Origin of the sequence: Bacillus sp. D7-8, from assembly GCF_052055895.1 — a bacterium.
GTDB lineage: Bacteria > Bacillota > Bacilli > Bacillales > Bacillaceae > Bacillus > Bacillus velezensis.
In genome coordinates this window covers 3,475,920-3,488,299 of record NZ_CP179922.1, presented here as the reverse complement: position 1 = coordinate 3,488,299, position 12,380 = coordinate 3,475,920, and the positions used below count along the sequence as shown (strand labels likewise).

The following is a 12,380-nucleotide window of genomic DNA, read 5'->3' as shown; positions in this document are numbered from 1 at the left end:
AAAAGTTTTTTATGGATGTGTATATATTTTCAGAAAAGTGTTCAGAATGTTGCTGAGGTGATGAACAAATGAGAGAGGAAGAAAAGAAAACTTCTCAAGTCAAAAAACTTCAGCGGTTTTTTCGCAAACGCTGGATATTCCCTGCAATCTACTTAGTCAGTGCGGCCGTCATTTTAACAGCTGTCCTTTGGTATCAATCCGTTTCGAATGATGTGAAGGACAATCTGACGAACAACGGCGGAAACTCCGCGTATGACAGCGGCAAAGACGATGCCGTCGAAGTAGGCAAGTCAATGGAAAACGTCGCAATGCCGGCTGCTCATTCTGAAAATGTTTCTGTTGTGAAAAAGTTTTATGAAACTGATGCCGCAAAAAAAGAGAAAGAAGCAGCACTTGTTAACTATAATAACACGTACAGCCTCAGTAAAGGAATTGACTTAGCTGAGAAAGACGGAAAATCATTTGATGTTTCTGCTTCTCTGAGCGGTACGGTTGTTAAAGCTGCTAAAGACCCGGTACTGGGATATGTGGTTGAAATTGAACACTCAGACGGCCTGTCTACTGTCTATCAGTCTTTATCTGAAGTCAGCGTGGATCAGGGCGACAAAGTAAAGCAGAACCAGGTCATCGGTAAATCCGGAAAAAACCTTTACAGTGAAGAAAGCGGAAATCACGTGCACTTTGAAATCCGCAAGGACGGCGTAGCGATGAACCCGCTCAATTTTATGGACAAGCCGGTAACATCTATTGAAAAAGCGGCGGCTGAAGAGAAAAACGCTGTGACAGAAGAAACGGAAGGGTCAATTCAGCAGTCTTCCGAGAAAAAAGATGTGACGCCTAAAAAAGAAACCGAAGAAAAACCAGGTGACAAAGAGGACGGCACAAAAGACAAGACAGATGGTAAAGATGACGGCTCAATGAAAGATTCGGGCAAGTAATCTTGATCCCAAAGCGCCTATCAGCTCTGATAGGCGCTTTTCATATTGCCGCATGTGCCTTTATACTAGTAGAAAACGAAGGAGATGCTGAATGAATAAATGTCTGGCGGCCGGGTGGCTCGTCTTTGTTTTCGTTTCGGCTTTGACTGAAAGCTTTCACGATATGATTGTGTCGCAGACGGTGTCCTTCCGTTTCACGCCGCATCCGGATGTGTCCGGTTTCTTTGTGTTCGATATGGCGGAGCTCGCCATACCGGAAGCGGTGATTCAAAAGCTCGGGCACGCGTTTTCATTTTTTGTGCTCGCCTATTTGTTTTTCAGGGAGCGCAGGCGCATGAAGAGGGCGGTGCTGTATGCATTGGCCGCCGCTTTCCTGACAGAAATCGTCCAGCTCTTTTTCGGCAGAAACGGATGCCTCCGCGATGTGCTGATTGACAGTCTCGGCATTGCCGCATTCTGTGCTTTACAAAGGAAAAAGCATACAGCCAAACATACAAAAACCGGCAGTCTGTGACAGACGCCGGCTTTTTTTTATATATTATGGTTTGTCGATTTGCTTTTATGAACGATACTTTCATAGATTCGCACGATCAGATCGACAATCGGACGAAGCACATTTGAAAATCTGAACAGCAGGAATCCGACAATGAGGGAAACGATAATGCTTCCGAGCACATCGATCGGATAATGGTGGCCGACCCAAATTCTTGAGAAGCCGGTCAAAAGGCCGAAAATCACAAGCGGCCAGCCGAGTTTTTTGTTGCGGAACAGAATCGCAATTGAAATCGCCAAAGCGCCTGTCGTATGGTCACTTGGAAATGAAGCATCCGCGGCATGAGGGATCAGCGTATGAACCGTATGCTCGACAAAGGGGCGCGGCTCGATATAGACCTTCGTGATGAGGTAGTTGACGATAAGCGCTGCAACACCCGTGAAGCCCGCGTACAGGGCGTTTTGTCTGCCTTTTGTGCTTCCGAACAGCCACATGGCAAGCAGGAAAAGGGCGTAGGCGTAAATGGCGTATTCCGTAATAAATACCATGATAGAGTCGAGAATGGCACTATGGTGCGACAAACCATTGATCGCTTTAAATAGTTCGTAATTCACAAATATCACCTTTTATCTTTATTTTATATGAACAGTGTAATGCTTTTTTCTATGAGACACAATTGGTATTAAAAATAATCATAAAAAAGTAAACAGAATGAAACGTGACTGTATTACTGTGCGTCAAGTATGCGGGAAAAGAATAGCCGAAGGAGTTTTGTCCGTTGCTGAAACGTTTGAAAAACGCCGATCTGCCGCTTGTGTTTGTCATTATGCTGCTTTGCGGATTCGGCTTGTTAATGGTGTACAGCGCCAGTGATGTGATGGGGTCTCAGCGGTATGGAGATCCATCCTATTTCTTCCATAAACAAAGTACCTCTTTACTGATCGGATTATGCTTATTTCTATTTGCCGCCTGTCTGCCGTATAAGCGGTATGCGCGGCTTGTACCGCTGTTTGTGGTCGGTTCGCTGGTATTGCTGCTGCTCGTATTGATACCGGGAATCGGGCTGGAGCGGAATTTTTCCCGCAGGTGGCTGGGAGCGGGCCCGCTTGTCGTACAGCCGTCTGAATTGGCGAAGATCGCGATGATTTTGTATTTCGCTTCGATTTATACGAAAAAGCAGCCGTACATTCATCAATTTGTGAAAGGGGTTCTGCCGCCTTTAGTGATTTTGGGAACTGCTTTTCTGCTGACATTGGTGGAGCCTGATTTAGGGACGGCTTCCTTAATCCTGGCGGCGTGCGGGTCGATTTTATTATGTGCCGGCTTGAAAAAACGCCATCTGTTCGTGCTCGGCGCGACGGCGGTGTCGGGGGTTGTTTATCTCGCATTTTCCGCTTCCTATCGTGTGAAGCGCCTCGTTTCCTTTACCAACCCGTTTGGTGACGCGAACGGGGACGGCTATCAGCTGATTCAATCCTATTTTGCTATTTCCGGAGGCGGGTTTTTCGGAAGAGGGCTTGGAAACAGTGTTGAAAAAATGAACTATCTGCCTGAGGCGCATACCGATTTCATTATGGCCGTGATCAGCGAAGAACTGGGGATATTCGGTGTTCTGATCGTTTTGGGATTATATTTTGCGTTAATGCTTCTCGGCGTAAAAACGGCCGTGCGGGCTGATGACCCGTTCGGGAAGCTTCTTGCCATCGGAATTACGTTTCAATTAATGTTTCAGGTTGTATTGAATTTGGGAGCGATGAGCGGACTTCTCCCGGTTACGGGTGTGCCGCTTCCGTTTATCAGCTACGGCGGTTCTTCATTAATTATGACGCTGTTTTTGTGCGGCATACTGGTCAATATCAGTACATATGCGAAAAAACAACCCGTACGGCATAAGCGGCCTGTCCCGCATGAAAAAAAGGTTTCTTCTTTTTAATGAAGCTGAAAAAACGCCCGGGACATTTCTGTCTCCGGGCGTTCTGCCTGTTTATAAAGCTCCTGGTCCTTCTTCTCCGGTGCGGATATTAATCGTGTTTCCGATTTCATAGACGAATATTTTGCCGTCTCCGGGCTCTCCCGTTTTCAGCACTTTTTTCGCCGTTTCCACGACTTGATCAACGGGGACCTTGCTGACAACGATTTCCACTTTCAGCCGTTCATACACATTGCTTTCAATTTTGACTCCGCGGTACAGTTCGGTGTGGGCTTTTTGAAGGCCGCAGCCGTGTACGTTGGAGAAGGTCAGCGATGTGACTCCGATTTTACCGAGTTCCTGTTTCAATGTTTCAAACTTAGCCGGACGCGTAACGATTTCTACCTTGAACATTTGACCGCTCATCTAAGCCACTCCTCACTTTATAAGTCCTGATATGCTTTTTCCCCGTGCATCGTTAAATCAAGCCCAAGTGACTCTTCTTCTTCACTGGCGCGAAGGGGAATGAACAGACCTACAATTTTAATGATAACGAAAGTGACAATAAATACAAATACATAGGTTGCCGCAATGGCCGCAATCTGCTTCCAGAGCAGTCCCGGATCGCCGTAAAACAGCCCGTTTGCCCCGCCGTCATTGACGGAAGTGGTGGCGAATAAACCGGTCGCGATGCCGCCCCATGTGCCGCCGATCCCATGCAGGCCGAAAGCGTCAAGCGCATCATCATAACCGAAAGTCTTTTTGAGCCAATAAACGCCCCAAAAGCAGACAAGCCCGCCGATGAAACCGATTACGATGGAAGAGAACGGCGTAACGAACCCGGCAGCCGGCGTAATGGCGACAAGCCCGGCGATAGCGCCTGATACAGCGCCCAGCATAGTCGGTTTTTTATTCAGCATCCATTCGATTAAAATCCAGCCGATAATTCCGGCTGCAGCCGCGGTGTTTGTGTTAATGAAGGCAAACATCGCGATACTGTCAAGCGTGAGGGCGCTTCCGACATTGAAGCCGAACCATCCGAACCAGATGAGCGCTCCGCCCAAGAACGTGTAAATTAAGTTGTGAGGCGAAGCCGCCGTGCCGTCCTTGCGTTTCCCGAGCACAATCGCCAGCACAAGCCCGGCGACTCCGGAAGAAATGTGGACGACGTTTCCGCCTGCGAAGTCAAGAGCGCCCATTTGGCCGATCCAGCCGCCGCCCCATACCCAGTGCGCAACGGGCGTATATACGAGGGAAGCCCACAAAAAGGAAAATACAAGAAAAGCACTGAATCTCATGCGTTCAGCAAATGCTCCGGAAATAATGGCCGTTGTCAGTACGGCAAACGTCATTTGGAACATCATGAACAAGGAATGCGGGATCGTATCACTGTAACTTCCGGGTTCAAAGCCGACCCCCTTCAGCCCGGCCCATTCAATCCCGCCAAGCCATGTATTGCCGGGGGCAAAAGCAAGTGAATATCCGTACAAAACCCAAACGACGGATACGATGGCGAGAGAAGAAAAACTATGCATCGCCGTGCTGAGCACATTTTTGCTTTTTACCATTCCGCCGTAAAACAAAGCCAGCCCGGGGGTCATCAGCCACACGAGTAAAGCGCAAAAGAACATAAATACTGTATCGCCCATCTGCATGTTGTATTCCTCCGTCTCATTCAGAATGTAATTGTGATTAATTCATTATTATAGAGAAAAAAGAACGATAAAACATTTTCATGTAAGGTTATCTGACATGGTTTTTTGCGTTCATAATGCTGCTTTTTCAAATGGGTGTCGTGCGACTTTATATCCATAAAAAGAGCGCCGGAGCACGGCGGAAGAAATCCTGTCCGGGAAAGAGTAAAATAAACGGGGTGAGAAACACTAACTGCATCAGGAGGAATCATTATGACAACATCATTAAATCTGCAATTTGAAAAAACGGCTTTGGTCCTTATTGATTTACAAAAAGGCATTGTGCCGATTGATAAAAGCGGTACCGTTGTGCCGAACGCGAAAAAATTAATTGATGTGTTCAGGGAAAAAGGCGGATTTATCAGCTTTGTGAACGTGGATTTTCATGACGGAGCGGATGCGCTGAAGCCGCTGACGGATGAAGAGGCGGCGGGCCATTCGGCTCCGCCGGCGGACTGGGCTGAATTTGTGCCTGACATCGGAGTGAAAGAAAACGATTATACGGTAACAAAACGGCAGTGGGGCGCGTTTTTCGGCACGGACCTGGACCTTCAGCTCAGAAGACGGGGAATCGACACGATTGTGTTATGCGGGATTGCGACAAACATCGGTGTGGAAAGCACGGCGCGAGAAGCTTTTCAGCTCGGGTATCAGCAAGTTTTCGTAACTGACGCGATGGCGACATTCAGCGATGAACAGCACGAAGCGACACTCAAGTTTATCTTCCCGAAAATCGGCAGAAGCCGGACGACGGAAGAATTTATCGCACAGACAAAATGACAATCTCCAAAAAAAGCCGCGTCCTGTTCTTGACGGCCGTGGCTTCGGGGACGATGCTGAACCCATTGAACTCGTCGATGATTTCTCTTGCGCTTCACAGTATTCAGCATGAATTTCACCTGTCGTTTACAACGGTGTCCTGGCTGATATCGTCCTTTTATCTGGCCAGCGCGGTGGCGCAGCCTGTTACCGGGAAGCTCGGTGATATGCTCGGCAGGAAGAAGCTGTTTTTGATCGGGCTTCTGCTTGTTGCTGTCTCGGCGGTCGGCGCGCCGTTTGCGCCGACTTTTATGACTTTGCTGATCATGCGGCTTTTTCAATCGATCGGAAGCAGCGCGATATATCCGTCCGGCGTCGGATTGATCCGTTCAAATATACAGGAGAAGCAGGCTTCGGCGCTGGCCGTCCTGTCAATCTTTGCATCAGCCATGACGGCGCTCGGTCCGACTCTCGGCGGTTTTCTGATCGTTTGGGGAGGGTGGCCGGCGATCTTTTTCGTCAATCTGCCGTTTATCATTCTCAGCTTTTTTCTCGGAATGTATATGTTTCCGAAAGATGAAAAACGCGAGATCGGCGGCTTGAAAGGCGTGCTCCGCCAGCTTGATACGATCGGGATACTCCTGTTTGCCGGAGCGATTATCCTTCTCCTGTCGTTTTTATTGTCCTTCAGTACGAAGCCTCACTATACAGAAGGCGTATTCGGGCTTTTGTTTGTCGGGCTGTTTATCTGGCGCGAGCTGAAAACAGAGAAGCCGTTTATTGATGTCAGGCTGTTTAAAACGCATCGGAAACTATCGTCGGTGTATATTCAATTTATTTTGCTGAATATATTCTTTTACTGCATCTTTTTCGGGCTTCCGAGCTATTTTCAGGATGAAATGCATTTGTCCGTTCAGACAAGCGGGTTGATTATGCTGTTTATGTCGGGCATGAGTATTCTGGTGTCGCCTCTGACCGGAAAATGGATAGATAAGAAAGGGCTTCTTCAGCCGATTGTTGCCGGAACCTGCCTGACTGCGATCGGGGCGGTGCTGTTAACGTTTTTCTTTCTTCAGGCGCCTATGATAGGAAAAGGGCTGATCCTGTCCGTGCTGGGTGTCGGCTACGGCCTCGGAAATGTCACGTTTCAGGCGGCCATGCTGAAAACGAGCCCTGCCGACATGGTCGGAACAACGTCCGGCCTGTTTCAGACCTGCCGGTATCTCGGTTCGATTTTGTCTTCTGTCATTTTGGGCATTCTTTTCGGAAAAGAAATTACCGCCGGCCATTTTCATATGCTTGGGACGATTCTTATCGTTGTCGGCGCTGTAAGCCTTTTGATGGCGTTCCGGTTTTCGGTTCTCCTCAAAAAAGCCTCTTAACAGGCGCGAAAAAAAGAGACGGGCTCTCCCCGTCTCTTTTTTTGTGTAATGTGCTCAAAAATTAAAACGATTATTGTCGACAGCGACCAATGTTATTTACGGAATTTTCAGTTATATTTTTTTCACATGTGATGTAAGGAAAACGTACATGCGGGAGGGAGAAAATGAAAAAAACAACGAATGATCGGCTAAGCAACAAAGATTTACTGCCTTTAGGAGACGGCGAACGGACATGGAAAGCGGTGAATTTTGCATCCATCTGGATGGGCTGTATTCATAATATCCCGACCTACGCGACTGTGGGCGGGCTCATTGCGATCGGCCTTTCTCCGTGGCAGGTGCTCGCCATTATCGTGACGGCGTCACTGATTTTGTTCGCCGCTTTGGCCTTGAACGGCCATGCCGGAACGAAATACGGCCTGCCGTTTCCGGTCATTATCAGGGCTTCTTACGGAATATACGGGGCTAACATTCCGGCGCTTCTCAGGGCGTTTACAGCCATCATGTGGCTCGGAATTCAAACATTTGCCGGGAGCACGGCTTTACACATTCTGCTTTTGAACATATGGCCGGGCTGGGGGAATCTCGGCGGAGATTGGAATATACTCGGGCTTCATCTGCCGGGTTTTCTGTCGTTCATTTTCTTTTGGAGCATTCATCTGCTTGTACTGCGGCACGGCATGGAATCAATCAAAAAATTTGAAGTGTGGGCGGGCCCGCTTGTTTATCTCGTCTTCGGCGGCATGGTCTGGTGGGCGATAGATATTGCCGGCGGGCTCGGACCGATTTACTCACAGCCGGGAAAGTTCCGCACCTTTTCTGAAACGTTTTGGCCGTTTGCAGCAGGGGTGACGGGCATTATCGGAATATGGGCGACGCTGATCCTGAATATCCCTGACTTCACCCGGTTCGCCGCGTCGCAAAAAGAACAGATTCGCGGCCAGTTTTACGGGCTGCCGGGAACGTTTGCGCTGTTCGCGTTTGCAAGCATCACGGTGACATCCGGATCACAAGTAGCATTCGGAGAACCGATTTGGGATGTGGTGGAGATTTTGGCCCGGTTTGATAATCCTTTTGTTATCGCTCTTTCGGTCATCACACTTTGCATCGCCGCCGTCTCGGTTAACGTGGCGGCAAACATCGTGTCACCGGCCTATGACTTGGCGAATGTCCTGCCGAAGTATATTACATTCAGGAGGGGAGGGTATTTGGCCGCCGTTTTGGCTCTGTTCACAATACCGTGGAAGCTGATGGAGAGCGCCACGAATGTTTATGCGTTTCTCGGGCTCATCGGCGGGATGCTCGGACCGGTGGCCGGGGTGATGATGGCTGATTATTTTATCATCAGAAAAAGGCAGCTCTCAGTTGAAGACCTTTATTCGGAAACCGGACAGTACACTTATTACAAAGGCTATAATTACCGGGCCTTTGCCGCGACTTTTCTCGGCGCGTTTATTTCTTTAATCGGGATGTACGTCCCGGCGTTCGCCGGCATCTATGATATCTCCTGGTTTGCGGGTGTCATTTTGTCATGTCTCGGTTATACGGCGCTTATGTATATTCATCCTCCTTATGTAAAAGCGGCGGGACGAATCGTGCGGGAAAGAGCGGCCGAATAAAAAAAGCCGGGGGCTGCCCCCGGCTTTTTGTCATATCAGTCTGCGATTGAAACGTTTCCGTCCGCTTCAAGCGGCGTTCTTTTTTTCTGGCTCCAGCCATACAGGAGCAAAGCAATCAGGACGAACAGCCCCGCTGCCAGATAAATCGAATGGAATCCGGCCGAAGCGACAAAGAGGCCGAATACATAGGATCCGCCGGCAATCCCGCTGTCAAAGAAAGTGAAGAAGGTAGCCGTCGCAAAGCCTGAACGGTGTCCGGGCGAGTTCTGAATCGCCAGCGTCTGCATGCACGGTACGATAGAGCCGTATCCGAGACCGATTACGGCACCGGACAAGAGAAGCATGAGGGCGCTGTTTGTCATCGCCAGCATGCAAAGCCCCGCGGAGAACACGATAATCGACGGATAGATGACGATTCCCGGCCCCACTCTGTCAAACAGCTTTCCTGTGAAAGGACGGGCGGCCATCATCGTCACTGCGAAACAGACGAAGAAATAGCCGCTGACATCCAACAGGTGGATCGTCTTTGCATAAACGGATAAATATGAAGTCACACTTGAATAACAGAAAGAAATGGACAACCCGACAATCGCGATTTTAAGCGCGCCTTTTTCAAACATGTCGGAGAAAGAAAAACGGAAGACAGTCGTTCCGCTGTTGTTTTGATCCGGCACACGAATCATAAAAGCAATCAGCAAGCCTAAAGAAACAAATACGGCAAAAATCGTAAAGAAAACCGGGAACGAAATGACTTTCACAAGACTCAGCCCGAGAAAAGGACCGATCGCCATGGCAAGGTTCATAGACATCGCAAAATAACCGAGCCCCTCGCCGCGCCGCTTGGCGGGAATAATGTCAGCGGCAATTGCGCCCGTAACCGTCGTTAAAATGCTGAACCAGATGCCTTGGAAAAAACGCAGTCCGAGCAGCAGATAGAAATTGTGTAGCGGCAAATACAAATAAGAAGACAGGGCGAACAGCGCCAAGGATACAATCGTCATTCTTTTCTTGCCGAACCGTTCAATAATCGCCCCTGAAAAAGGACGGGTGATAATAGCAGATAACAGGAACAGGCTGATCAAAAGCCCTCCTTGCGATTCACTGCCGCCAAGCTCCTGAATCATATAGATAGGCAGCACGGCCAAAAATGTATAAAAGAACACAAAGACAAATAAATTCACGAGTACGACCATAATAAAATCTTTGGTCCAGATCGAGTCAGATTTACTCAAAAGTACAGCACTTCCCTTTCTTTTCTATTTCGTTAAAAACACATTCAGAAACTCAGAAAAAGCTTCCTTATCTCCATCTTGGAAATCCGCAAGCATGTCTTCCTCGAACTTCAGCATCTCTTGATTGATGCTGTCGTATTTCAATTCAGCTTCCTTCGTCAGGACGACGAGCTTTTCCCGCTTGTCTTCTCCCTGTTCCCGCTGAATCCAGCCGTTTTCTTCAAGGCGTTTGATCGTTCTGGTAACGGTCGGCGCCTCTACATTCAGATAGGACCAGATTTCTTTTTGGGTCATCGGTCCGATCGTTTTTAAGCAATATAGGATTGACCATTGAGAGGAGTACAGGCCGAATGGTTCCAGCCGTTCATTGGCTTTCTTCGTAATCAGGCGGGCGCATTGATTGATTTGGTGAATGAGGCGTCTGTTGACGTGGATCATTTCCGTTCTCCTTTTCAAAAAACTTACCTAAGTAACTAATTGTGCTGTTTCATTCTACAGCAGGATCGCGCGGATGTAAACCCCCCGATCAAAAAGCAGAAAATTATGACCCGCCCCTTGTCCTTATTGAGTTTTTAGCATATTCCCAATTCATTGCTAATACACTGTTACAAACCTATCAAAGAGAGTGTTTGAGGTGAGGGATCGTGGGCATATTTCTAAAACCTTCTTATATAATCGGACAACGAAGAAGCTGCATCATCAGTGAATCTGTTACAGAATACGGATCTCATTTCACACTTCTCACATCCAACTGGGGAGGTCGAGTGGTGTGCACGATTACATCAAAGAGCGAACAATCAAGATTGGCAAGTATATCGTGGAGACGAAAAAAACCGTTCGTGTCATTGCGAAAGAGTTTGGTGTTTCCAAAAGTACCGTACACAAAGATCTGACAGAGCGCCTGCCTGAAATCAATCCTGACTTGGCGAATGAAGTAAAAGAAATACTCGATTATCATAAATCCATCAGACATTTAAGAGGGGGAGAGGCGACGAAACTAAAGTACAAGAAGGATGAAATTCTTGAAGGGGAGCCCGTTCAGCAGCCGTAGCGCCTGACGTCTGCCGGGCCCTTTTTTCTCCTCCCGGGCGGTTTCGCGAATATCCGCAAAATTTTGTCAAGAACTTATATCGTTCAGCAGCTTTTTTTTGATAAATTATGATAATATATATAATTAGGGCACAATGTGGATATTTTACTGTGAAACAGATATCAAGGAGGATATAAATAGATGTTTGCAAGGGATATTGGAATTGACCTCGGTACTGCAAATGTACTGATCCATGTAAAAGGAAAAGGAATTGTTCTGAATGAGCCTTCCGTTGTGGCACTTGATAAAAACAGCGGCAAAGTGCTGGCTGTCGGTGAAGAAGCCAGACGAATGGTTGGACGTACACCTGGGAATATTGTTGCGATCCGTCCGCTGAAAGACGGCGTAATCGCAGACTTCGAAGTAACAGAAGCCATGCTGAAACATTTCATTAATAAGCTGAATGTAAAAGGACTTTTCTCAAAACCGCGCATGCTGATCTGCTGCCCGACGAATATTACATCCGTTGAGCAAAAAGCGATTAAAGAAGCAGCTGAAAAAAGCGGCGGAAAGCATGTGTACCTTGAAGAAGAACCGAAAGTTGCCGCTATCGGCGCGGGTATGGAAATCTTCCAGCCGAGCGGTAACATGGTTGTTGACATCGGAGGCGGTACGACAGATATCGCAGTTATTTCTATGGGCGATATTGTCACCTCCTCTTCTATTAAGATGGCTGGGGACAAGTTTGACATGGAAATCTTAAATTATATCAAACGCGAGTATAAGCTGCTGATCGGTGAACGTACCGCTGAAGATATTAAGGTGAAGGTCGCAACGGTTTTCCCAGACGCACGTCATGAAGAAATCACCATCCGCGGCCGTGACATGGTTTCCGGTCTGCCGAGAACGATTACAGTAAACAGCAAAGAAGTAGAAGAAGCCCTTCGTGAATCAGTTGCCGTCATTGTGCAGGCCGCCAAGCAGGTTCTTGAAAGAACACCGCCTGAATTGTCCGCTGACATCATCGACCGCGGCGTTATCATTACCGGCGGGGGAGCGCTGTTAAACGGGCTTGATCAGCTTCTTGCCGAAGAGCTGAGGGTGCCTGTTCTTGTTGCTGAGAACCCGATGGATTGTGTTGCGGTCGGAACCGGCGTCATGCTGGATAACATGGACAAGCTTCCAAAACGCAAACTGAGCTGATGATAAAACCTCATTCTGAAAAAGAATGGGGTTTTTTTCTGTCAAACCCTTCACGAACGGGAATGTAAATCCGATAATAAGAAAAAATGCTGATTTTCATTATAGAACAAATGTTCCGGTG

13 protein-coding genes are annotated in these 12,380 nt (G+C 47.9%); 8 read left to right on the top strand and 5 right to left on the bottom strand.

All coding sequences use genetic code 11. The features are described 5' to 3' along the window. Positions 1-68: 68 nt before the first annotated feature. Both ACKTRM_RS17185 and ACKTRM_RS17180 read left to right on the top strand, forming a co-directional pair. Positions 69-938 (top strand): M23 family metallopeptidase, encoded by an 870-nt coding sequence (locus ACKTRM_RS17185; protein ID WP_007407571.1) that lies wholly within the window; start codon positions 69-71, stop codon positions 936-938. A 91-nt stretch (positions 939-1,029) separates the two neighbouring features. Then, positions 1,030-1,452, top strand: coding sequence for a VanZ family protein (locus ACKTRM_RS17180; protein ID WP_012118647.1), 423 nt, complete (start codon positions 1,030-1,032; stop codon positions 1,450-1,452). A 17-nt stretch (positions 1,453-1,469) separates the two neighbouring features. Here the strand turns inward: ACKTRM_RS17180 and ACKTRM_RS17175 are convergent, their stop codons facing one another. Then, complete coding sequence (locus tag ACKTRM_RS17175) at positions 1,470-2,045, bottom strand: undecaprenyl-diphosphatase (protein ID WP_012118646.1); 576 nt, start codon at positions 2,043-2,045, stop codon at positions 1,470-1,472. A gap of 164 nt (positions 2,046-2,209) precedes the next feature. Here ACKTRM_RS17175 and ftsW point away from each other — a divergent pair, with 164 nt between their 5' ends. Further along, positions 2,210-3,364 (top strand): putative lipid II flippase FtsW, encoded by a 1,155-nt coding sequence (ftsW, locus tag ACKTRM_RS17170; RefSeq protein ID WP_012118645.1) that lies wholly within the window; start codon positions 2,210-2,212, stop codon positions 3,362-3,364. A 51-nt stretch (positions 3,365-3,415) separates the two neighbouring features. Here the strand turns inward: ftsW and ACKTRM_RS17165 are convergent, their stop codons facing one another. Together ACKTRM_RS17165 and ACKTRM_RS17160 are read right to left on the bottom strand one after the other, a co-directional pair. Further along, positions 3,416-3,766 carry a P-II family nitrogen regulator gene (locus ACKTRM_RS17165; protein ID WP_003151222.1) on the bottom strand — a complete coding sequence of 117 codons (351 nt, stop codon included), beginning with the start codon at positions 3,764-3,766 and terminating at the stop codon, positions 3,416-3,418. Between the two features lie 17 nt (positions 3,767-3,783). Further along, positions 3,784-4,995, bottom strand: a complete 1,212-nt coding sequence (locus tag ACKTRM_RS17160) for an ammonium transporter (RefSeq protein ID WP_003151223.1) — start codon at positions 4,993-4,995, stop codon at positions 3,784-3,786. A 252-nt stretch (positions 4,996-5,247) separates the two neighbouring features. Between ACKTRM_RS17160 and ACKTRM_RS17155 the strand changes: the two genes are divergently transcribed. The 3 genes from ACKTRM_RS17155 to ACKTRM_RS17145 all read left to right on the top strand — a co-directional run bounded on the left by ACKTRM_RS17155 (position 5,248) and on the right by ACKTRM_RS17145 (position 8,794). After that, positions 5,248-5,814: an isochorismatase family protein gene (locus ACKTRM_RS17155; protein ID WP_012118644.1), complete on the top strand. Its 567-nt coding sequence runs from the start codon at positions 5,248-5,250 to the stop codon at positions 5,812-5,814. Further along, positions 5,811-7,175: an MFS transporter gene (locus ACKTRM_RS17150; RefSeq protein ID WP_012118643.1), complete on the top strand. Its 1,365-nt coding sequence runs from the start codon at positions 5,811-5,813 to the stop codon at positions 7,173-7,175. Before ACKTRM_RS17155 ends, ACKTRM_RS17150 begins: the two co-directional genes overlap by 4 nt. A 164-nt stretch (positions 7,176-7,339) precedes the next feature. Then, positions 7,340-8,794: an NCS1 family nucleobase:cation symporter-1 gene (locus ACKTRM_RS17145; protein WP_012118642.1), complete on the top strand. Its 1,455-nt coding sequence runs from the start codon at positions 7,340-7,342 to the stop codon at positions 8,792-8,794. A gap of 35 nt (positions 8,795-8,829) precedes the next feature. On the opposite strand, the gene ACKTRM_RS17140 is transcribed toward ACKTRM_RS17145, so the two are convergent. Then, positions 8,830-10,026, bottom strand: coding sequence for an MFS transporter (locus tag ACKTRM_RS17140; RefSeq protein ID WP_012118641.1), 1,197 nt, complete (start codon positions 10,024-10,026; stop codon positions 8,830-8,832). Between the two features lie 24 nt (positions 10,027-10,050). Beyond that, complete coding sequence (locus tag ACKTRM_RS17135; protein ID WP_007407562.1) at positions 10,051-10,464, bottom strand: MarR family winged helix-turn-helix transcriptional regulator; 414 nt, start codon at positions 10,462-10,464, stop codon at positions 10,051-10,053. A 331-nt stretch (positions 10,465-10,795) separates the two neighbouring features. Between ACKTRM_RS17135 and spoIIID the strand changes: the two genes are divergently transcribed. Further along, entirely contained in the window at positions 10,796-11,077 is a 282-nt protein-coding gene (gene spoIIID, locus ACKTRM_RS17130) for a sporulation transcriptional regulator SpoIIID (protein ID WP_003151236.1), read from the top strand. A gap of 180 nt (positions 11,078-11,257) precedes the next feature. Next, positions 11,258-12,259, top strand: coding sequence for a cell shape-determining protein Mbl (gene mbl, locus ACKTRM_RS17125; RefSeq protein WP_003151237.1), 1,002 nt, complete (start codon positions 11,258-11,260; stop codon positions 12,257-12,259). Positions 12,260-12,380: the final 121 nt, after the last annotated feature.

What these genes read in the sequence shown, in the direction of transcription:
- ACKTRM_RS17155 (WP_012118644.1), top strand. Translation starts at nt 5,248, where the DNA reads ATGACAACATCATTAAATCTGCAATTTGAAAAAACGGCTTTGGTCCTT.
- ACKTRM_RS17165 (WP_003151222.1), bottom strand. Translation starts at nt 3,766, where the DNA reads ATGAGCGGTCAAATGTTCAAGGTAGAAATCGTTACGCGTCCGGCTAAG.
- ACKTRM_RS17185 (WP_007407571.1), top strand. Translation starts at nt 69, where the DNA reads ATGAGAGAGGAAGAAAAGAAAACTTCTCAAGTCAAAAAACTTCAGCGG.
- ACKTRM_RS17145 (WP_012118642.1), top strand. Translation starts at nt 7,340, where the DNA reads ATGAAAAAAACAACGAATGATCGGCTAAGCAACAAAGATTTACTGCCT.
- ACKTRM_RS17135 (WP_007407562.1), bottom strand. Translation starts at nt 10,464, where the DNA reads ATGATCCACGTCAACAGACGCCTCATTCACCAAATCAATCAATGCGCC.
- ACKTRM_RS17180 (WP_012118647.1), top strand. Translation starts at nt 1,030, where the DNA reads ATGAATAAATGTCTGGCGGCCGGGTGGCTCGTCTTTGTTTTCGTTTCG.
- mbl (WP_003151237.1), top strand. Translation starts at nt 11,258, where the DNA reads ATGTTTGCAAGGGATATTGGAATTGACCTCGGTACTGCAAATGTACTG.
- ACKTRM_RS17150 (WP_012118643.1), top strand. Translation starts at nt 5,811, where the DNA reads ATGACAATCTCCAAAAAAAGCCGCGTCCTGTTCTTGACGGCCGTGGCT.
- ACKTRM_RS17160 (WP_003151223.1), bottom strand. Translation starts at nt 4,995, where the DNA reads ATGCAGATGGGCGATACAGTATTTATGTTCTTTTGCGCTTTACTCGTG.